Source organism: Pseudomonas sp. NFACC10-1 (assembly GCF_900119195.1).
In the GTDB taxonomy this organism is placed as follows: Bacteria; Pseudomonadota; Gammaproteobacteria; order Pseudomonadales; family Pseudomonadaceae; genus Aquipseudomonas; species Aquipseudomonas cerasi.
The window spans coordinates 54,305-73,343 of record NZ_FPJB01000005.1 but is presented as its reverse complement, the minus strand read 5'-3'; the positions used below and the strand labels follow the sequence as shown (position 1 = coordinate 73,343).

The following is a 19,039-nucleotide window of genomic DNA, read 5'->3' as shown; positions in this document are numbered from 1 at the left end:
CAGTCAGGTCATGTCGCTTCGACCCAACTGTACAGCGGCGCATCTCCGCCGCTCTCGACTTTCACGTTCGCCGAGTGGCGCAAGCGCACCAGTAGATGCTTGCCCGCTGCGGTGCTGCCCGCCAACCCTTCCAGTTGCCCCAACAGATCCGGCCCACTCATCTGCCCGGCCTTGTACAGCAATTCCTGAGCGACTTGCCAGAGCCTGTCGTCCTGATTGAGCGGCTTGTTCTCGGCCACGGCGGCGGGTACCTCCGGGGCGGTTGCCTTGAGCTGCGCGCCCAGTTGCGCCCAGTCCCCGTCGTCCAGTTCAAGGGTCAAATCCACCGGCCATTGGCCTACGGTTCCACGAATACGCAACATGATGTGCACCTGCTGACAGTCAGGCGTACATGCTCCCACAGGCTGGCGCGCATTCCCATGATCAACCGTAACGCCACGGGTTGAGGACCGGTTCCTTGCCGTTCATGAAATTGCCAAGCGCCCGCACGTCGTAGACGTTTTCCCAGTACTCGATAATTCGGCCATCGCGAAACCGCCACAGGCCGCAAAACGGCATGATGATTTTCCGGCCCCCGCAGCTGGCGCGCATCTCACCCAGCACCGAGCCGAAGTGATCGTTGGCGACGATGTCGTGGACATCCATGTACAGGGTCTGATGCGTCCGCCTGATCAGATTGATCTGGTGGGAAAGTACTGCCTCCCGGCCGATGGCTATGGACAACCCACCGCCTGCGCCTTGATCCGCCTTGTGCAGCACGATGTCAGCGTCGGCGAATTCGGTGATACGTTCCATATCCTTGTACACAGCACGCAGGACTTCCCTGTTCGAATGGAGCTTGTTCATGAGTATCTTCCCTGATGTCGCACTCGGCCCAGGTCGAGCGCAGGCACTGGCTGGGATGAAAACCTTCCTGCGCGTCCGGCGCAGGTGTAGCGATTTTCATCTTCCAGAGTAGGACTTGATGACGCCAAGTGTGAGACTACTTAGGCATAAACACCTGACCGGGTATTCCCGATAAGACCGTCAATAGCGCTTTGCTGAAGCCCGGTCTTCCGGCGCCTGGATAAAAACACGTCCACGCAGGTCGCCACTTGTTATAAGATCACATAACAGTTTTTCCGATTATTGTTCTGGAGCCCGCTATGCGCCGTCTGCTACTCGCCCTGCCTTTCGCCCTGTTACCACTCGTTGCTGCGCACGCTGCCGAAGAACACGACCACGATCATGGCGATGAACATGGCAGCCTGGGTGCACACGAGCACGGCGTAGGACGCCTGGATGTGGTGCTGGAAGGCAAGACGCTGGAGTTCGAATTTGACAGCCCGGCCATGAACATCGTCGGTTTCGAGCACGTTGCGACCTCGGATGAAGACAAGGCCAAAGTCGCCAAGGCCCGCGAGTTGCTGCTCAAGCCCAACGCCTTGTTCAGCATTGCCGATGCCGCCAATTGCTCGGCCACTTCGGTGAAGCTGGAAAGCCCGCTGTTTGGCGACAAGGATGACGATCACGATGAACACGCCAAGGACGGCGAAGCCGATCATCATGAGCACAGCGAAATTCACGGTCACTACAAGTTCGTCTGTGACGCACCGGCCATTCTGAAGAAGCTCGACCTGTCGCAAATCTTCATAACCTTTCCCGACACCAAGAAGCTTCAGGTACAACTGATTTCGCCAGGTGGCCAGTCAGGCGCAGAAGTGATCGCAGCCAACCCGACGCTGAAATTCTGATCGCACCCTGCGGTACAACGACCGGGCCTGGCCCGGTCTTTTAATTTCCAACCGAGCGTGAGTCAGCCCATGACCCAAGCACTGATCGAACTGTCGGACCTGCGCTTCAACTGGCCCGGCCATCCGCAACTGCTGGACATCCCCGAATTCCGTCTGCAAAGCGGCGAAACCCTGTTCCTCAAAGGCCCCAGCGGTAGCGGCAAAACCACATTGTTGGGCCTGCTGGGCGGTGTGCAAAAACCGGTCAGCGGCAGCATTCGCCTGTTGAACCAGGAACTGTCGGCCCTCTCTTCGGCCGCGCGTGATCGCTTTCGCGTCGATCACACTGGCTACATCTTCCAGCAGTTCAATCTGCTGCCGTTTTTATCGGTGCGGGAAAACATCGAACTGCCCTGCCACTTTTCCAGCGTGCGTGCCGAACGTGCCAGACAACGCCACGGCAGCGTCGAGAAAGCCACCACCACCCTGCTCGCCCACCTGGGCCTGAAAGACCCTGCGATGCTGGCACGCCGCGCCGACTCGCTGTCCATCGGCCAACAGCAGCGTGTTGCTGCCGCCCGAGCGCTGATCGGTCAACCGGAGCTGGTGATTGCCGACGAACCTACGTCTGCGCTGGACGCAGACTCGCGCGAGGCGTTCATTCGCCTGTTGTTCGCCGAGTGCCGCGAGGCCGGGGCCAGCCTGCTGTTCGTCAGTCATGACCAGAGCCTGGCACCGCTGTTTGATCGCAATCTGTCGCTGAGCGACCTGAATCGCGCCGCCGTCGCCGTGGAGATTTGAGATGTATCTGTTTCGTCTGGCCATGGCCAGCCTGGCCAATCGCCGTTTCACCGCGTTCCTCACTGCCTTCGCCATTGCACTGTCGGTTTGCCTGTTACTGGCCGTCGAGCGGGTACGCACCGAAGCGCGCTCCAGCTTCGCCAGCACCATCAGCGGCACCGACCTGATCGTCGGTGCGCGCTCCGGCTCGATCAACCTGTTGCTGTACTCGGTGTTCCGCATCGGTAATGCCACCAACAACATTCGCTGGGACAGCTTCGAGCACTTCGCCAACAGCAAGCAGGTCAAGTGGGCGATCCCGGTTTCGCTGGGCGACTCCCATCGTGGCTACCGGGTGATGGGCACCAGTGAAGCGTATTTCGAGCATTATCAGTTCGGTCGCCAACAGCACCTGGAGATGGCCGAAGGACGCGAGTTCAAGACCGATCCCTTTGAAGTGGTGCTGGGTTCGGAGGTCGCCAAGGCGCTGCATTACAAGCTGGGCGACAAGCTGGTCCTGGCGCACGGTGTCGCCGCGATCAGTCTGGTCAAGCATGACGACAAACCGTTCACCGTGGTCGGCATCCTCAAGCCGACCGGTACGCCGGTGGACCGCACGCTGCATATCAGTCTGGGCGGCATGGAGGCCATTCATATCGACTGGCACAACGGCGCCCCGGCACGCGGCAACGAGCGCATCTCAGCCGATCAGGCGCGCAATATGGACCTGACGCCGACTGCGATCACTGCCTTCATGCTGGGCTTGAACAGCAAGATTTCCACCTTCAGCCTGCAACGCGAGATCAACGAATACCGTGGTGAGCCGATGCTGGCGATTCTGCCCGGCGTGGCCCTGCAGGAGCTGTGGAGCCTGATGGGCACTGCGGAAAAGGCGCTGTTCGTGATTTCGCTGTTCGTGGTACTGACCGGGCTGATCGGCATGCTGACCGCAATTCTTACCAGCCTCAATGAACGGCGCCGGGAAATGGCCATCCTGCGCTCGGTCGGCGCGCGTCCCTGGCATATCGCAAGTCTGCTTATACTCGAAGCCTTCGCCCTGGCGCTGGCGGGTGTCATCAGCGGCCTTGCGCTGCTCTATATCGGCATCTTCGTGGCCCGCGACTACGTGCTCGACAACTACGGTCTGTACCTGTCGTCTATGCCACCTGGCCAATATGAATGGACATTGCTCGGTGCCATTCTCGGCTGCGCGCTGTTGATGGGAACCGTGCCAGCCTGGCGAGCCTACAGGCAGTCACTGGCCGATGGACTGTCGATTCGTTTATGAGGACCTTCATGATGCGGCGCATGCTACTCACTCTGCTGTTCTCGGTTACCACTCAAGTGTGGGCCGCCGAGCCGCGTGAGCTGACCTGGAATGACATGATTCCACCCGATGCACCTGTGGTGAAGCCGGTAACGACTCCGCTTCACGATATGTCCAAGCTGTCCGATGCACTGGCCATGGAGGCAGCGCCTGCGGCTCACCAACTGGCGCCGCATGCGCCGGTGGTCAAGGCACTGGACGGCAAACTGGTGCGTTTACCGGGCTACATCGTGCCGCTCGAGGTCAGTGAGGAAGGCCGGGTGACGGAGTTTTTGCTGGTGCCGTATTTCGGCGCCTGCATCCATGTGCCGCCGCCACCGGCGAACCAGATCGTGCATGTCACGAGCGAGCTGGGTGTGAAGGTCGATGAGCTGTATCAGCCGTACTGGATCGAAGGACCGATGCAGGCCAAGTCGTCTTCCAGCGAACTGGCAGAAGCGGGTTATCAGATGCAGGCAGACAAGATTCTTGTCTACGAGTTGCCGGATTCATAAGGATCACGAGGTTCCCAGCGATTTCATTGAGCTGAGTCAAAGTCGCCGCTCGACAGCGCTTTAACATTACGCCCATAAATTTTGACTGATCTCTGGAGCCTCCATGCACAAGCATCTGCTACGCGCGTCCCTTGTCGCGCTTGCCCTCACCGCCCCGGTCGCGGCACACGCCTACGAGCCTGGCGACTTCATCGTTCGCGCCGGTGTCGCGCACGTTCAGCCCAATGAAGACAGCGGCGAAGTGCGCCTCGACGGCACCAAGGTTTCCGGCACCAAAGCGACTGTCGACGGCGAAAACCAGCTGGGCCTGACCTTCGCCTACATGCTGACCCAGCACGTCGGCATCGAGCTGCTGGCCGCCACACCGTTCAGCCACACTGTGTCGGTCAAAGGCCTCGGGCCTGGCCTGGATGGCAAGCTGGCCGATATCAAACAACTGCCGCCGACGCTGTCGTTGCAGTACTACCCGATGGAACCGTCGTCGAAATTCCAGCCGTACGCTGGCGTGGGCATCAACTACACCACGTTCTTCGATACCGACCTGACCGGCAACCGCAAGGATCAGGGCTTCAGCAACCTCAAGCTCAAGGACTCGGTCGGCCTGGCCGCACAGCTGGGCATGGATTACATGATCACCGACAACGTACTGCTCAACGCCTCGGTCTGGTACGTCGACATCGATACCAAAGCAACCGTGGACGGCCCGTCAGCCCTGGCCGTCGGCAAGACCAAGGTCGACGTGGACATCGACCCGTGGGTGTACATGGTGGGTGTGGGTTACAAGTTCTGACCTGAACGTCTTAAGCGCCACAAGCACAAAGGCGCCCTTATTGGGTGCCTTTGTTTTTTGCGGGAGCTGCTGACGCTCGTGCCAGTGCACAACGCTTATCGGTTCTCAACAGTTCGCGGATGAGCAGAGCATCTTTCGATCCGCTCTTCCCCCAAGTGGTGAAGCTGTATCAAAGAAACTCAAGCCCTGTTCAAGTTGCCTCTTCGCACCTCGAAAAACTGCCTTGAGGAGGTAAAATGGCCAGACTCTTGAACGTCTTTTCGGGCCGAAGCTTATTATGCCTGCTCGACAGTATCCTCAATTCTGAATACTCCATCACCGACATAGGTGATCGCCAGCGGCTTATCATCGTCAATTCCCTCTGGCAATTTCAGGTCGTAATTAGCCGTCAGGAACTGCTCCGGAATCATCGGCTCAACTATGCCCGAGGAACGAAGAAAGGTGCTGATGCCGTACACCAGCACACCTACGGAAGCGATAGGACCTGGGTAAAGTTGAAGAAACTGAAGAAACGTTAGCCCGGTCAGATAGTCGATACGAACAGTGTCAGGGCCAAATATGATAAAAGCGCCCCCAACTACAAACAGCAGCAACCCAATAAGACTCAAGAGGAGTGACGTCAAAATGACCGGTGCGCTATCGGTTTCCTTTTCAGTAGAAAGATAAGCCAAATATGCTTCAATAAAGCCCGGTACTGCGATCTCTCCCGGCACTTGGTGCACGTTGACCTCGCCGAGATTTTCTACCTCTAGTTCATCTTCGTCTTGCATGCCATGCGTCCTTCATAAGAATGACGATGGATACTAGAAGCCATTGAAATTGCTGAACACCTTAAAATCATCAATTACAAAAAATGCAGAATGCTCCTACATATTCGGAAGCTAAATCCTGCGCAACCAGCCAATAGATCTCACACCAGCGTTGGGCCGCAGGCAATTGGTAGCTGACACCATTTGCCGAAACAGGCAGTAAAACCCGTGCAGACGGTGCATCGGTGTAACCGAGGCCGCATATTCCAAAGCCTCAGTCCATCGCAGTCGTCATAGCCTTCCATGCTCTGGTGCATAAGCACCTTCTTCAGGGCTGATTGAGGCACGGATAACGACAAGCACTTAGCGCGGGACTCACTGTCCCATCAACAACTCAAGCCCACGCACCAGTGGCGTTGGCTCGTCGATGGTGAAGTGCTCCAGCAAGCGTTGGTTGCTCGCGCGGGAATGCTTGATGTCGCCCGAGCGCGGTGCCTGATAGCTGACTTCCGGCTGTTTGCCGACCACTTGCGAGAGTGCCGACAGCAACTCATTGAGCGACGTGGTCTTGTTCAGACCGACGTTGATCGCGCCTTCGATGGCGCTGTCTCGTGACAGAGCCTGCAGCAGCAGCTTGAGCAGATCGCCCACGTAGTAGAAATCCCGCGTCTGCTCACCATCGCCAAACACACTGATCGGCAGGCCTTTGCGGATACGCTCGGCAAAGATGCTGATCACGCCGGAGTACGGCGACGATGGGTCCTGGCGTGGCCCGAAAATGTTGAAGAAGCGGAAGATCACCGGTTCCAGGCCATGCTGGCGACGGTAGAAATCCAGGTAGTGCTCGCTGGCCAGCTTGTCCGAGGCGTAAGGGGTCAGCGGTGCCTTGGTGGTGTCCTCGGTGATCGCTTCGCCCTCACCGTTATTGCCGTACACCGCCGCGCTGGAAGCAAAGATCACCCGTTTGATGCCCGCTTCGCGCATGGCTTCGCAGACATTCAACGTGCCGATGAAGTTGCTCTGGTGGGTGCGCACCGGGTCGTCTACCGACGCCTGAACCGAGGCCACTGCCGCCAGGTGCACGACGGCCTTGCAACCCTGCGCCGCGCGCTTGACCAGGTCGGCATCGGCCACGTCCCCTTCGATCAGTTCGACCTGCGGGTTATCGAGCGGCAAATTGCTGCGCTTGCCTGCCGAGAGGTTGTCGAGGATACGCACGGCCTGCCCACTGGCAAGCAATGCGTCGGTCAGGTGCGAGCCAATAAAACCCGCACCTCCAGTGATCAGAACAGGAGCGTCAGACATGTCGATAATACCGATCCAGCAGGCTTGGCAGACCGGCCCGCCAGGCGCGGGGCTTGATGCCGAAAGTGTGGAGAATTTTCTTGCAGGCCAAGACCGCGTGCTGCGGTTCTTCGCCTGCATCGGGGCGCGCGGCGTGGGCCTGCGCAGTGGGCGATTCGATAGCCAGCGCGTGCAGCAGACGCGCTTCGGTGAGCACTGCCTGCCCCAGCGCCAGCGGCGTAGTCGCCTCGTGTCCGGCGTAGTGGTAGGTGCCCCACAGCGGCGCTTCGCAATCGAGTTGCTTGATGACCGAAATGATCACCCGCGCCGCATCGTCGACCGGCGTCGGGTTGCCGCGACGATCGTCGGCGAGCAGCAGCTCTCCGGGTTCTTTCGCACGCGAGAGAAAGCGGCCCAGCACACCATCGGTGCTGTCATCCAGCAGCCAGCCGAAACGCACCAGCACATGTTGCGGGCAGGTCGCACGAACACTTTGCTCGATACGCCACAGGGCCTGACCGCGCAGGCCCAGAGGTACAGGCTCGTCTTTTTCGCTGTAGGCCGTCGCGCGGGAACCATCGAACACACGATAGCTGGACGGCTGAACCAGCGTGATGTTGTGGTGCTGACAGAGTTCGGCAAGACGCTCGACAGAGCGCTCCTGATGAGTCAGGCGCGCTTCACTCACGGTCTCCGCCTGAAACCAGTCGAAGTAGTAAGCAAGGTTGATCAGGGCATCGGGACGGGTGTCATCAAGCAGTTGCGTAAGGCTCGCCACGTCCCAGCCGTCTTGCGGTGGACGTGGTGCGAGGAAACCAATGTCTTCCTCGGCACCCAGACGAATCAGCGCCTGCCCGAGGGCATTCCCGCCGCCCAACAGCATAAGGCGCATTCGCATAGAGTCAGCAGGCTCGGTATCAGATAATCAAACGAACAATTGAAAAACGCCTGCAAACATAACACGTTGCCTGCCAACCCCCAACAGTTGCGCAGCCTGGCGGGTTAATGACGCCGCGACAAAGCGTTGCAGCGTCCGCGCATGTCGGTTGAGTTACTGAGCGGCCGGGCCCGGCGTGCTGTTGCCCTTGGACAGACTGAGCGGCGCGGGCGCAGGCGCAGGCGCAGAAGGTGTCGCCATGGCAGGGTCCGAGGGCGCGGGTGGCCCTTCGGCTTCGACGCCAGCCTGCGGATTATTGAAGCCCGGCCCCATGACCATCTGTGGATAAGTCTGCGCAAAGCGTACGCTCGGATTCTTGTCCACAAGCCGCTTGAGACGCTCGTTGAACGCACGTCCCACCGCGTACTGACCGCCCGAAGAGGTACGAAATTGCGCGGTCAGCACCACGCCGTTGAGGTCCATGCGGTCGACGCCGAAGACCTCCAGCGGTCCCTGCAGGTTGTGCTTGAGCAGGATGTCTTCGCTGATCGACTGGCCGGTCTCGCGGATCAACGCCAGTGCGTCATCGATGTCCGAGTCATAGGTGAACTGCACCGAGAAGAACGCATAAGCGAATTGCCGCGACTGGTTGGTAACGGCCTTGATTTGCCCGAACGGCACCGAGTGCACGAACCCCTTGCCGTCACGCAGGCGCACGGTGCGAATGGTCAGGCTTTCCACCGACCCGGAATGGCCGGTACTGAGGACCACCCAGTCGCCCACCGAAAAGGTGTCCTCGATGATGATGAACAGGCCGGTGATCACGTCCTGTACCAGTTGCTGCGAACCGAAACCGATGGCCAGACCGACGACCCCGGCACCCGCCAGCAGTGGTGCCACGTTGATGCCCAGGTTGGCCATGGTGGTGATCGCACAGATCACTACCAGAATGATTTTTACCGCATTACGCAGCAGCGGCAGAATGGTTTTGACCCGAGTGCTTGGCTGGCGACCGCTGCGATGATTGACCGGCGGTTTCAGGGCTTCCTGAATGGCGGTGTCGAGCACCACCCACAATAGCCAGGTGACGACGAAGATCAGACCGATGCTGCTCAGTGAATCACTGATCACCCGGCCAAGGGTGTTGCGCTGGGCAAACTCGAACATCGAGAAGCCCCAGATACGGCCCAGGATCTCGATGAACCCGATGGCCAGCGCGATACGCAGCACCGCATACACCAGGCTCAACAGACGCGCCTTGTACACATGCCCGCCGCGACCCAGGGTCTCGGTCGGTTTGAACAGGTGCTGGAACACGGTGCTGAGGAACACCGTGGCAATCAGCAGAATGGTGGTGAACAACGCACAACGCAGCGCTTGCTGACTGTCCTCACCGGCACCGATGAGGTTGATCGCCGAGACCAGAATCATCAGCAGGATCGGCAGGTGCCACAGCTTGGAGAATATCTTCAACGACTGTTGCAGCGCGGGCCGTTGCAGGCGACTGCTCAATGAGCGGTTACGGATCAGGTGGGCCACCGGGCGACGCACCTTGATGATCAGCATGCAGAACACCACCGAGGCGAACAGCCCGGTAAACACCGCAACACTGGTGGTGACGTTACTGCCCAACTGGCGGGCGATCTGCGGACTGGTCAGCGCGTCACTCAGCGCCGCGAGGAAGCCGACCACGAACAATGGCCTTGGCGCGTAGCGGCGAATCATGCGCACGGCGGCACGCTTGTGGCCGAAATTGAACATCACGATCACGCAGAGCAGCACCGAAGTCGAGACGATGCCGCTGCTGGTTGCATACGCGAAACACAGTGCCAGCGCACGGCCTACCGAAGACGGCATGAAATGGCTGACGTAAAGGGTTAACGGCAGGCAGACGATGGCTGGCAGGGTAAATGGCAACACGTACTTGAGCAGCGCCTGACTGCGTGCGCGCACCCGCATGAACGGTGTGCGGCACAAGCGTACGGCGAGAAAACGACCCAGCGTGGTCAGAACCGCAAACGATGCGATCCATACAAAAGACAGGGCGAGGAAGTCCCCGGCGACGCTCCATGGGGAACGAGTAGTGCGTTTGTTGACCAGCTTTTCCAGCTCGTCGGCGGCACGATCGGCACGCAGTTGCCAAGCGTCGAACAGATTGTCATCCAGATTGAGCTTTTCCTGGACGTCATCGATGCTGGTACTGATGGCGCCGAGTAACCCGCCCTGCACCAGCAACTCGGGAGCCTCGGCCGCAGGCTCTGCACCATCAGCCGGTTTCGCATCGGCCTTGTCCTTGTCCGCCGCCTTGTCATCCGCTTTCGGGGCGGGTTTGTCAGCAGCCTTGGGGTCGGCTTTGGGGTCAGCCTTTTCAGCAGCCTTGTCATCTGCCGGCACCGCCGCGCCCATCGGTAATGCAGGTACATCGGCCGCCTGGAGATTGAAACTGCCTGCGAATAACAGCAGACCCGAAAGGATCAAGATTTTCAGCTGAGACGCCACGCAGTTCTCTCCTTCAATGGGCAAGTCAAACCATGGACAGGGCAAGGCAAGCCTCGACCCCAATGAACTGATTCCCGTATGCGCGGCAAGTTCGGTTTCGGCAGGGAAATACGATGAGGCAATGTTTCAGAAAACCGCGGTTGGGCAGTACGCTCAGTCTTCTCGACTGAACTATGCAAAACCCTCACTGCCGGAATTATCGGGAGCTGCCGAAAGCGTGCACCCGCCTGCGCACCAAAGCGCTCGCCCGATAACCCTGACATCGAGAACCTGACATCGAGAGGAATCTGCATGAGCACGTTCAACACCAAAGATGGCACCGAGATCTATTACAAGGATTGGGGCACGGGCAAACCGGTCCTGTTCAGCCATGGCTGGCCGCTGGATGCGGACATGTGGGAATACCAGATGGAATACCTGAGCAGCCGGGGCTATCGCACCATCGCCTTCGACCGCCGCGGGTTCGGTCGTTCCGGTCAGCCGTGGACCGGCTATGACTATGACACCTTCGCTGACGACATCGCCGATCTGATCGAACACCTCGATCTGCGCGACGTGACACTGGTGGGTTTCTCCATGGGCGGCGGTGACGTCACGCGCTATATCGCCAAACATGGCAGCAAGCGGGTGGCCAAACTGGCGTTGCTGGGCTCGGTCACACCGTTCTTCCTCAAGACCGCTGACAACCCGGAAGGCGTCGACCAGTCCATATTCGATAGCATCATGGCAGGCCTGCTCAAGGACCGCGCCCAGTTCATCAGCGACTTCGCCAGCACGTTCTATGGCATAAACCACGGCCAGAAAGTCTCCGAAGGCGTACAGACGCAAACGCTGAACATCGCCCTGCTCGCCTCACTCAAGGGCACGCTGGATTGCGTGACAGCGTTCTCCGCAACCGACTTCCGCCCGGACATGGCAAAAATCGATGTGCCGACCCTGGTGATTCATGGTGACGATGATCAGGTGGTGCCGTTCGAAGCCTCGGGCAAACGGGCTGCTGCGATGATCAAGGGTGCCGAACTTAAGGTGTATTCAGGAGCACCGCACGGGTTTGCAGTGACCCATGCAGAGACGCTTAACAAAGACCTGCTGGCGTTTGTGCAGGGCTGATGGCTGGTGTGACAGGGAGCCGACTGACTCCCTGCTGGCAGCGGATCAGTCGGCCGGAACGGTCAACTGATTCTGCTCGCCCAGCCCCGTGATCCCCAGACGCATGCGTTGCCCTGCACGCAGGAAGACAGGTTGTGGCTTCACGCCCAGTCCCACACCCGGCGGTGTCCCCGTCGAGATGACATCGCCTGGTTGCAGGCTCATGCAACGGCTCAGGTAGGCGATCAGTTGCGGCACACTGAAAATCAACGTGCGTGTATTGCCACTCTGGTAACGATGGCCATCCACTTCCAGCCACAGGTCGAGCGAGTGAGGATCGGCAATCTCGTCGCGAGTCACCAGCCAAGGACCTAAAGGGCCGAAGGTATCGAAGCCTTTGCCCTTGTCCCAGGTCCCGCCGCGCTCAAGCTGCCATTCGCGCTCGGACACATCATTGATCACGCAATACCCGGCTACATGCTCCATGGCATCGGCTTCGTCGATGTAACGTCCGCCCTTGCCGATGATCACGCCCAGCTCGACCTCCCAGTCGGTCTTGAGCGAACCACGGGGGATCTGGACATCATCGTTGGGACCGCAAATAGCACTGGTCCACTTGTTGAAGATGATCGGTTCCTTCGGCACGTCCATCTGCGACTCTGCCGCGTGGTCAGCGTAGTTCAAGCCTATGCAGATGAATTTGCCGACCTGCCCGACACACGCCCCGATGCGTGGTTGGCCCGAAACCAGCGGCAGGCTGGCAGGATCGATTGCCGCCAGGCTCGCCAGACTGGCCGGGCTCAGTGCCTCGCCCGCGATATCCCTGATGTGCGCAGACAGGTCGCGGATCTGGTTGTTGGCATCCAGCAGCCCGGGTTTCTCCAAGCCTTTTTCACCGTAACGTAGCAATTTCATCGAGTTCTCCCGTTTCTGTCCAAGGTGTGAACCGCGGATCAAGAGGGTGACGCCCTGTTGCCCAGCCTGCGCGGCAATACGTTTTCGTGTCAGTACGAACCTGGCAAGTCTGGACAGATAGCATTGCAGCAAATGCCTTGCCTAATGAAATTTACGAACAATTGCGCGACAAGCCGGGTTCACTTTCAACAGCAGAAAACCACGATCACACGGCGGCGGTCATAATTAATACACACAACGAGTATTAATATCAGCTCCAGTTGAAACGAGCCTCTCGCCAACACGACGGGCTTGTATTCTTTCACGGGTGAGCTGAATTCATGTCAACGCTGATACTGTCCCGCCGCTTACCGCCGCGTCAGCTACGCCACTGGCCCCATCAGCCTGTGGGTAACTGCAACGTTGCCCCTTCGTCGCTTGTCGTCCAGCAGCACAGCCACAACGCACCACGCACATGGCCGCACGCCGCATTGGCGATTGCACTGGCGATCGGGTTGCATGCCGCGCTGGCAGCGTGGCTGATGGCCGATCACCCGCAAGCGCCCGAGCCGACCCCGCCGATGCCGATCACCGTGCAGTGGGTACCGCCGCCCGTTGCGCTGCCGGTAGCCCAGCCGACGCCGCCTGAGCCCACCCCTCAGCCAGCACCGGAGCCGCCTGCGCCTGCGCCAGCTCCCAGGCCAGAGCCAGCCCCCACGCCAGCGCCTCCTGAGCCCAAACCTGCCGAGCTACCCAAGCCCAAGGCGCAGCCCAGAACCGCACCAAGCAAACCTGTCGCCAAACCTGCTGCGCCGGCGCCTTCCATCACGGCGCCCACACCAACGCCTGCTGCAGCGCCAAGACCTGCGCCAGCGGCACCACAGACCACCACCGCGCCCATAGGCCGCGCCGGTTACCTGAACAATCCGCCACCGGTCTACCCGCCCGCCGCCGCACGCCGCCATCAGGAAGGCACGACGATGCTGCGTGTGCATGTGCTGCCCAACGGACGTACCGACCAGGTGCAGGTGCTGCAAAGCAGCGGCGTCCCGTCGCTGGACGACGCCGCGCAGGCAGCCGTCCGGCAATGGACCTTTATTCCCGCCAAACGCGGCGACACCCCGGTAGAAGGCTGGGTCAACGTCCCCATGGCTTTCAAACTCGCACCCTGAGGCTCACGTCATGAACACTGCTTACTCCGTACTCATTACCCAATCCTCAATGGCCCTGCTGGTGATTTTCTCGCTGGTGACCTGGGCGCTGCTGCTCGGCAAGACCTTTCAGCACTGGCGACTGACCCGGCAGAACCGACGCTACGCCACGCAGTTCTGGGCCGCCCGCGACCTCAAAAATGCGCTGCACCTGCCGAACAGTGAAGGCAGCCTGGCGCGCCTGACCGATGCCGGCGCGCAGGCCCTCGCCGCGCCCCACGACTCGCCGGACCTGGGCCACAGCTGGAACCGCCAGGACTTGCTCGAGCGCAGCCTGCGCCAACAGATCCACAAGGAACGTCGTCGCCTGGAGAGCGGCATGATCCTGCTGGCATCGATCGGCAGCACCGCGCCCTTCATCGGCCTGTTCGGTACGGTGTTCGGGATCATTCATGCACTCACTGCGATCAGCCAGGCCAGGTCGGCGAGCATTGCGGTGGTCGCCGGGCCCATTGGCGAAGCGCTGGTAGCGACCGGCGTCGGCATCGCCGTCGCGGTGCCTGCGGTGCTGGCCTACAACTTCTTCGGGCGGCGTCTGAAGCTGGTGATCGCGGACCTTGAGGAGTTCGCCGTGGATTTCCTCAACCTCTCGCAACGCAACGCCTTCCGGCTGCAACCCGACCATCGCGACAAGACGGCCCCGAGCCTGAAAGGAGTGAGCTGACATGTCCTTCTCCACGTCCAATGATGACGATGCAATCAGCGACATCAACATCACGCCGTTGGTGGATGTGATGCTGGTGCTGCTGGTGACCTTCATCGTCACCGCACCGCTGCTCAATAACGCCATACCGCTGGACCTGCCGCAGACCGTCGCCACCACCTCACTGGATCAGGCCGACCCGGTGGTGCTGAGTGTCGACGCCACTGGCGGCGTGTTCATCGACAGCGAAGCTGTAGCGCTGGAGCAACTTCCGGAGGCGCTGCAAGCCCTGCACAGCAAAAACCCGGACGTCGCCGTCAGCCTGCGCGCCGATCAGGCGACGGGTTACGGCCGCGTGGCGCAGGTACTGGCCGATGTGCAGAAGGCCGGCATCAGTCGCCTGTCGGTGATTACCGAAAGCCCCTGAAACAAAAACCTGTCGTTAACCACATGACCCGCCGCAAGCGCGGCGCCCTGACGCCCCCAGGAAAATCTTTCCATGAACAATCGATCGATACCGCGTGCCCCTCGATTCCCGGTAACGCGCCTAGCGCTGCTGGTTTCATTGAACTCACTGTGCCTGATCAGCCCGTTCATTCAGGCCGATGACGAGGTGCCCACCTCGGTAACGGCGCCCGCCAGCGACGACACCGCCGCCATGACGCTGGGCACGGTGTCAGTGATCGGTCAGGGCGAGACTCGCCAGGTGCAGCGCGTGACGCAAAAGGATGTGAAGGCTTACTCGGCAGGCACCAGCCCGATGAAGGTTCTGCAACGCCTGCCTGGGGTCAACTTTCAGTCTGGTGACCCGCTGGGCCGTGAGGAAGGCAGCCAGCGCATCAGCCTGCGCGGCTTCGATATGCACCACCTGGGCTACACGCTGGACGGCGTCACCCTCGGCAACATGAGCTTCGGCAACTTCAATGGCCTGAGCATCACCCGGGCGATCATCGCTGAAAACATCGCCTCCAGCGAAGTGGCACCCGGCATCGGCTCACTGGGCACGGCATCGAACAGCGATCTGGGCGGCACCATCCAGTTCACCAGTTCCAATCCCGATAAAGAGTTCGGCGCGCGCCTGTCGCAAACCCTGGGCAGCTACGACACCTCGCGCACTTTCATGCGGGTCGATACTGGCGAATACAACGGACTTTCAGCGTACGTGTCAGGCGAAAAGTACGATGCCGACGCCTGGAAAGGCCACAGCAACCCGCAAAAGTCCGACGCAGTGAACGCCAAGGTCAACTACAACTTCGGCGACAACCGGGTCAGTTTCTTCCACAGCACCTCGTCACATGACGAAGCCAACCTGCCGAACCTGTCGAAGAGCATCATCCAGCGTCTGGGCTACAACTGGAGCTACTACACGCCGGACTGGACCCGCGCGGTCAATGCGGCCAACGGCATTTATACCGGCGGGGTAACCAGCGCAAACGATGCGACCTACAACGCCAGCAGCCTGCGCGACGACGAACTGGACATCCTCAACGGCAATTTCTCGCTGACCGATGATCTGGTCCTGGACGCGACCGTCTATCACCACCATGACTCGGGTCGGGGCAACTCGTATTACCCGTTCGTCTACACCAGCGGCTCGACGACAGTGCCGAGCAATTCGATTCGCAGCACAAAATACGGCATCGATCGAACCGGCTTCCAGAGCTCGCTGACCTACTATCTCGGCCAGCATGAAATTCAGGGCGGGTTCTGGATTCAGTCCAACAAGAACGACATTTCGCGTTACCTGTTCGATACCACCAATGCGACGCCGCAGAACCACATCGTCAAAACCGATGGCCTGCCCCTGGCGGCCACCGTTCTGGATCAGAGTTACAACGACCTGACCCGGCAGTTCTACCTGCGCGACACCTACACCCTGCTCGATGACCGCCTCAAACTTGAGTTCGGCGCGAAAAATACTGTGACGACCTCAACAGCCGAAGGCAAAGGCGGCGGTTACGCCAGTGGCTCGCTGCAAGCGCGGGACAGGTTTCTGCCGCAAATAGGCGCAACCTACAAACTCGACGAGGACGACGAAGTCTTCACTTCTTACTCGGAAAACATGGCTGCGTTCCCGAGTGGCGGGTACAGCCCGTTCTTCACGACGCAGAGCGCCGTCGATGCGCAGAACGGCTTCAAGGACCTGAAGCCGGAAACCTCGAAAACCGTCGAATTGGGCGTGCGCCGCAGCACCAAACTGTATTCGGCCTCGGCGGCGATCTACAACACCAAATTCGATAACCGCCTGGTCGCCATCACCAACTGCACCGGCATCGTCATCTGCCAGAACGGCGTCGCCAACGTCGGCTCGGTCACCAGTCGAGGCCTGGAACTGTCGTTCGGCCTGACGCCCAATGAGAACTGGCGCTGGTCCAACTCCATGTCCTATAACCACAGCACTTACGACGATGACTACGCCAGCGGCGGCAACACCGTTCATGTAAAAGGCAAGACCGTCGTCGATACACCGAAACTGATGTACTCGAGCAACCTGGACTGGAATTGGGAACACTGGAACGCCGGCTTGCAAGGCAGTTACATCAGCAAGCGCTATTACACCTACACCAATGACTCCAGTGTCAGCGGCTACTGGCTGGCAAACGCCAACCTCGGCTATGACTTCGGCAAACTCGGCGCCCTCAAGGACACCACGCTGTCGCTGAACATGGTCAACCTGTTCGACAAACGCTACATCTCCACCCTCAACACCGACGCCAGCGCAGCCACCGACCCGGCGGGCAACCTGCAGATCCTTCAGGTGGGCACACCGCGCAGCGCGTTTGTAACACTGGGCGTGAAGCTCTGATCGTTGCTGACTGAGGACGGGCGAAGGATCGCCCCATCCGCCACTTGCATTGAGTGACGCTGCGCGGTGTGCTCCTGGAGACAGGATCCTGCGGGAACGGGCCTGCTCCTGAAGACAGGCATCTGTGGGAGCGAGCTTGCTAGCGAAGGCAATCTGCCAGTCGCTGCATAATACGTGTCGGTTGCCAGCCCCACGGCGACGAACAGCGCACGGTGCTGCATACTCCCCCGCATCTATAGCGCCTGACTTCCATCTGGACACACCATGACACCCAACGCAGAACTCTATAACCCCTCCACCGAATATGCCGACAAACTGATCTCGCGCATCGGTCAAACCCCTTCGTGGATTGCCAAGCGCATCGGGGTGACCGACAAACGCATTCGCTACATCCTCGATGGGGAACGGACCGTCAAGGGCGAGACCACGCCGATTCAGATGACCTATACCGAGCAGTTTGCGCTGGAGTGCCTTGTGGCAGAGGCTGTAGCGCTGAGGATGTAGGCCAGCAGGCTATCAAGCATTGCCCTTGAATCTGAGGTTCCTGATAATCACGCCCCCAAATAACTCAGACAAGGAAATGCAGTGAAAGGAAATCTACTGTTGGTTGCGGTGCTTGCACTGTTGATACAAGGCTGTGGCGTGACCATGACGCGTTACGAGCCCAGCTTCGATAACGTCCAGAAGCTCAAGCAAACGCCTCCCCTTTTACCGATCCGTCAGACTCAGGTCAGCGCTGCGGCAGGTCAGGATTCACTGCAAGTGCGCGGCAATCCTGTCACATCCCCTAGCGGCAGCATCACGCAACACATCCAGGATGCCCTGACGGGTGAACTGGACCGCGCAGATCTCATCGACCCGCAATCGCCACGCCAGCTAAATGTGCTGGTTACGCAGAATGAACTGACCGCTGGAATGGGTACAGGCACCGGCACAATCGCCGCGCACTTTACCCTGATCAACGGGGCGAAAGTTGAATATGACGCTACCAAGCAGGTCAGCAGCCAATGGAACAGCAGTTTTTTGGGGGCCGTCGCTATCCCCAATGCGGCAAACGCCTACAACCCGTTGGTGCGTGATTTGCTCAAGGCTTTATATAGCGACCCACTGTTTACCCAAGCGCTGAATCACAAATAAAAAAAGAGCCCAAATGGGCTCTTTTTTTCGGGCGGTCAGTTCATTACGCCTGCGGAACAGTAACCTTCAGCATTGAGTACTTCAGACTCTGGCTCTCCACCAACTGCTTGAGCAGTGAATTGACTTGGCGCGTAAACGTATCGTTAACAGCCTTCTGCGGTGTATTGGCCATCATCGGCACAAACCAGATACCTATCCAGGTGTTGATTGCATCATGGTTACCGACTGTTCTCAGCACCTTGCCCTGGGAATCCTGCGCCTCCAGGCTCATGCTGTACTGATCGGTGGCCATCGACGGAATAATAGTCAGAGTCAGACCACTGATAAACGCCATCACCAATTGGCCACCGCTTGGCGGATGGTTATACACCTTGAGGTGCAGGCTGTAGTCGCCTGGCTGTTTCTTGAACTCGTCAAGGGTCACTCGGCCAAACAACCCAGAGTCAGTCAGCGCTTTTTGCAGTTGGGGCTTGAGTGCATCCCGAGCTTGCGGTACTTCTACTGCGCCGGTGGTTCCGGGTGTGCCCTGGTAGAAATCGAACGCAACGAACACGTTGGGTTTATTCGTGTAGCTGGCCATGGAAGGCATGGTGACTGGCGCTACTTCGTCCTTGGTAAAACTGGCGCAGCCGCTCAATACCAGCATTGCCGCAAGGCCCAGTGTCTTCAAGCGTTTCATTTACGATTTTCCTTAGTCAATAACAGAACGTCTGTCCGAATCCATTCAAGAATTGCGGCCTTACCACT

At 59.3% G+C, this 19,039-nt stretch carries 20 protein-coding genes; 12 read left to right on the top strand and 8 right to left on the bottom strand.

Annotation, left to right across the window (positions count from 1 at the left end; all coding sequences use genetic code 11):
- Window positions 1-8: 8 nt before the first annotated feature.
- On the bottom strand, window positions 9-362 hold the full coding sequence (locus BT119_RS15540; protein ID WP_003368939.1) for a hypothetical protein: 354 nt from the start codon (window positions 360-362) through the stop codon (window positions 9-11).
- Window positions 363-423: 61 nt separating this feature from the next.
- Complete coding sequence (locus BT119_RS15535; protein WP_003431775.1) at window positions 424-846, bottom strand: nuclear transport factor 2 family protein; 423 nt, start codon at window positions 844-846, stop codon at window positions 424-426.
- Window positions 847-1,145: 299 nt separating this feature from the next.
- On the opposite strand from BT119_RS15535, the gene BT119_RS15530 reads away from it, so the two are divergent.
- The 5 genes from BT119_RS15530 (at window position 1,146) to BT119_RS15510 (ending at window position 5,103) form a co-directional block, all read left to right on the top strand.
- On the top strand, window positions 1,146-1,733 hold the full coding sequence (locus tag BT119_RS15530) for a DUF2796 domain-containing protein (protein ID WP_003368941.1): 588 nt from the start codon (window positions 1,146-1,148) through the stop codon (window positions 1,731-1,733).
- 69 nt (window positions 1,734-1,802) lie between these two features.
- Window positions 1,803-2,513: an ABC transporter ATP-binding protein gene (locus BT119_RS15525; RefSeq protein WP_003368944.1), complete on the top strand. Its 711-nt coding sequence runs from the start codon at window positions 1,803-1,805 to the stop codon at window positions 2,511-2,513.
- A gap of 1 nt (window position 2,514) precedes the next feature.
- Window positions 2,515-3,780, top strand: coding sequence for an ABC transporter permease (locus BT119_RS15520; protein ID WP_003368946.1), 1,266 nt, complete (start codon window positions 2,515-2,517; stop codon window positions 3,778-3,780).
- An 8-nt stretch (window positions 3,781-3,788) separates the two neighbouring features.
- Window positions 3,789-4,313 carry a DUF3299 domain-containing protein gene (locus tag BT119_RS15515; RefSeq protein WP_003431776.1) on the top strand — a complete coding sequence of 175 codons (525 nt, stop codon included), beginning with the start codon at window positions 3,789-3,791 and terminating at the stop codon, window positions 4,311-4,313.
- Between the two features lie 103 nt (window positions 4,314-4,416).
- Window positions 4,417-5,103 carry an OmpW/AlkL family protein gene (locus BT119_RS15510; protein WP_003368950.1) on the top strand — a complete coding sequence of 229 codons (687 nt, stop codon included), beginning with the start codon at window positions 4,417-4,419 and terminating at the stop codon, window positions 5,101-5,103.
- A gap of 275 nt (window positions 5,104-5,378) precedes the next feature.
- Here BT119_RS15510 and BT119_RS15505 read toward each other — a convergent pair whose 3' ends face one another.
- The 4 genes from BT119_RS15505 to BT119_RS15490 form a co-directional block, all read right to left on the bottom strand.
- Window positions 5,379-5,873, bottom strand: a complete 495-nt coding sequence (locus BT119_RS15505) for a hypothetical protein (RefSeq protein ID WP_003368952.1) — start codon at window positions 5,871-5,873, stop codon at window positions 5,379-5,381.
- A gap of 354 nt (window positions 5,874-6,227) precedes the next feature.
- Window positions 6,228-7,157 (bottom strand): NAD-dependent epimerase/dehydratase family protein, encoded by a 930-nt coding sequence (locus BT119_RS15500; RefSeq protein WP_003368953.1) that lies wholly within the window; start codon window positions 7,155-7,157, stop codon window positions 6,228-6,230.
- A complete protein-coding gene (locus BT119_RS15495) occupies window positions 7,150-8,034 on the bottom strand; it encodes a sugar nucleotide-binding protein (RefSeq protein WP_003431778.1) in 885 nt (294 codons plus the stop codon). The genes BT119_RS15500 and BT119_RS15495 overlap by 8 nt, the downstream gene beginning before the upstream one ends.
- A 153-nt stretch (window positions 8,035-8,187) precedes the next feature.
- On the bottom strand, window positions 8,188-10,512 hold the full coding sequence (locus BT119_RS15490; RefSeq protein WP_072366287.1) for a mechanosensitive ion channel family protein: 2,325 nt from the start codon (window positions 10,510-10,512) through the stop codon (window positions 8,188-8,190).
- Window positions 10,513-10,803: 291 nt separating this feature from the next.
- Between BT119_RS15490 and BT119_RS15485 the strand changes: the two genes are divergently transcribed.
- The gene (locus tag BT119_RS15485) at window positions 10,804-11,622 is read left to right on the top strand and encodes an alpha/beta fold hydrolase (protein ID WP_072366284.1); all 819 of its coding nucleotides are present in this window, start codon (window positions 10,804-10,806) and stop codon (window positions 11,620-11,622) included.
- Between the two features lie 45 nt (window positions 11,623-11,667).
- Here BT119_RS15485 and BT119_RS15480 read toward each other — a convergent pair whose 3' ends face one another.
- Window positions 11,668-12,516, bottom strand: a complete 849-nt coding sequence (locus BT119_RS15480; RefSeq protein WP_072366281.1) for an ureidoglycolate lyase — start codon at window positions 12,514-12,516, stop codon at window positions 11,668-11,670.
- A gap of 320 nt (window positions 12,517-12,836) precedes the next feature.
- Here BT119_RS15480 and BT119_RS15475 point away from each other — a divergent pair, with 320 nt between their 5' ends.
- The 6 genes from BT119_RS15475 (at window position 12,837) to BT119_RS15450 (ending at window position 18,292) form a co-directional block, all read left to right on the top strand.
- Window positions 12,837-13,667, top strand: coding sequence for an energy transducer TonB (locus BT119_RS15475; RefSeq protein ID WP_003431781.1), 831 nt, complete (start codon window positions 12,837-12,839; stop codon window positions 13,665-13,667).
- 10 nt (window positions 13,668-13,677) lie between these two features.
- The gene (locus tag BT119_RS15470; protein ID WP_003431782.1) at window positions 13,678-14,370 is read left to right on the top strand and encodes a MotA/TolQ/ExbB proton channel family protein; all 693 of its coding nucleotides are present in this window, start codon (window positions 13,678-13,680) and stop codon (window positions 14,368-14,370) included.
- 1 nt (window position 14,371) lies between these two features.
- Window positions 14,372-14,776 (top strand): ExbD/TolR family protein, encoded by a 405-nt coding sequence (locus BT119_RS15465; protein WP_024663227.1) that lies wholly within the window; start codon window positions 14,372-14,374, stop codon window positions 14,774-14,776.
- 72 nt (window positions 14,777-14,848) lie between these two features.
- On the top strand, window positions 14,849-17,155 hold the full coding sequence (locus BT119_RS15460; RefSeq protein ID WP_072366279.1) for a TonB-dependent receptor: 2,307 nt from the start codon (window positions 14,849-14,851) through the stop codon (window positions 17,153-17,155).
- A gap of 264 nt (window positions 17,156-17,419) precedes the next feature.
- Entirely contained in the window at window positions 17,420-17,659 is a 240-nt protein-coding gene (locus BT119_RS15455) for a hypothetical protein (protein ID WP_072366276.1), read from the top strand.
- Between the two features lie 81 nt (window positions 17,660-17,740).
- Window positions 17,741-18,292: a hypothetical protein gene (locus BT119_RS15450; RefSeq protein ID WP_058416279.1), complete on the top strand. Its 552-nt coding sequence runs from the start codon at window positions 17,741-17,743 to the stop codon at window positions 18,290-18,292.
- 43 nt (window positions 18,293-18,335) lie between these two features.
- On the opposite strand, the gene BT119_RS15445 is transcribed toward BT119_RS15450, so the two are convergent.
- Window positions 18,336-18,971 (bottom strand): hypothetical protein, encoded by a 636-nt coding sequence (locus BT119_RS15445; RefSeq protein WP_054081925.1) that lies wholly within the window; start codon window positions 18,969-18,971, stop codon window positions 18,336-18,338.
- Between the last annotated feature and the right edge of the window lie 68 nt (window positions 18,972-19,039).

Bases quoted from the DNA above. Each gene is read 5' to 3' on its own strand.
- BT119_RS15540 (WP_003368939.1), bottom strand. From the start codon at position 362: ATGTTGCGTATTCGTGGAACCGTAGGCCAATGGCCGGTGGATTTGACC.
- BT119_RS15535 (WP_003431775.1), bottom strand. From the start codon at position 846: ATGAACAAGCTCCATTCGAACAGGGAAGTCCTGCGTGCTGTGTACAAG.
- BT119_RS15530 (WP_003368941.1), top strand. From the start codon at position 1,146: ATGCGCCGTCTGCTACTCGCCCTGCCTTTCGCCCTGTTACCACTCGTT.
- BT119_RS15525 (WP_003368944.1), top strand. From the start codon at position 1,803: ATGACCCAAGCACTGATCGAACTGTCGGACCTGCGCTTCAACTGGCCC.
- BT119_RS15520 (WP_003368946.1), top strand. From the start codon at position 2,515: ATGTATCTGTTTCGTCTGGCCATGGCCAGCCTGGCCAATCGCCGTTTC.
- BT119_RS15515 (WP_003431776.1), top strand. From the start codon at position 3,789: ATGATGCGGCGCATGCTACTCACTCTGCTGTTCTCGGTTACCACTCAA.
- BT119_RS15510 (WP_003368950.1), top strand. From the start codon at position 4,417: ATGCACAAGCATCTGCTACGCGCGTCCCTTGTCGCGCTTGCCCTCACC.
- BT119_RS15505 (WP_003368952.1), bottom strand. From the start codon at position 5,873: ATGCAAGACGAAGATGAACTAGAGGTAGAAAATCTCGGCGAGGTCAAC.
- BT119_RS15500 (WP_003368953.1), bottom strand. From the start codon at position 7,157: ATGTCTGACGCTCCTGTTCTGATCACTGGAGGTGCGGGTTTTATTGGC.
- BT119_RS15495 (WP_003431778.1), bottom strand. From the start codon at position 8,034: ATGCGAATGCGCCTTATGCTGTTGGGCGGCGGGAATGCCCTCGGGCAG.
- BT119_RS15485 (WP_072366284.1), top strand. From the start codon at position 10,804: ATGAGCACGTTCAACACCAAAGATGGCACCGAGATCTATTACAAGGAT.
- BT119_RS15480 (WP_072366281.1), bottom strand. From the start codon at position 12,516: ATGAAATTGCTACGTTACGGTGAAAAAGGCTTGGAGAAACCCGGGCTG.
- BT119_RS15475 (WP_003431781.1), top strand. From the start codon at position 12,837: ATGTCAACGCTGATACTGTCCCGCCGCTTACCGCCGCGTCAGCTACGC.
- BT119_RS15470 (WP_003431782.1), top strand. From the start codon at position 13,678: ATGAACACTGCTTACTCCGTACTCATTACCCAATCCTCAATGGCCCTG.
- BT119_RS15465 (WP_024663227.1), top strand. From the start codon at position 14,372: ATGTCCTTCTCCACGTCCAATGATGACGATGCAATCAGCGACATCAAC.
- BT119_RS15460 (WP_072366279.1), top strand. From the start codon at position 14,849: ATGAACAATCGATCGATACCGCGTGCCCCTCGATTCCCGGTAACGCGC.
- BT119_RS15455 (WP_072366276.1), top strand. From the start codon at position 17,420: ATGACACCCAACGCAGAACTCTATAACCCCTCCACCGAATATGCCGAC.
- BT119_RS15445 (WP_054081925.1), bottom strand. From the start codon at position 18,971: ATGAAACGCTTGAAGACACTGGGCCTTGCGGCAATGCTGGTATTGAGC.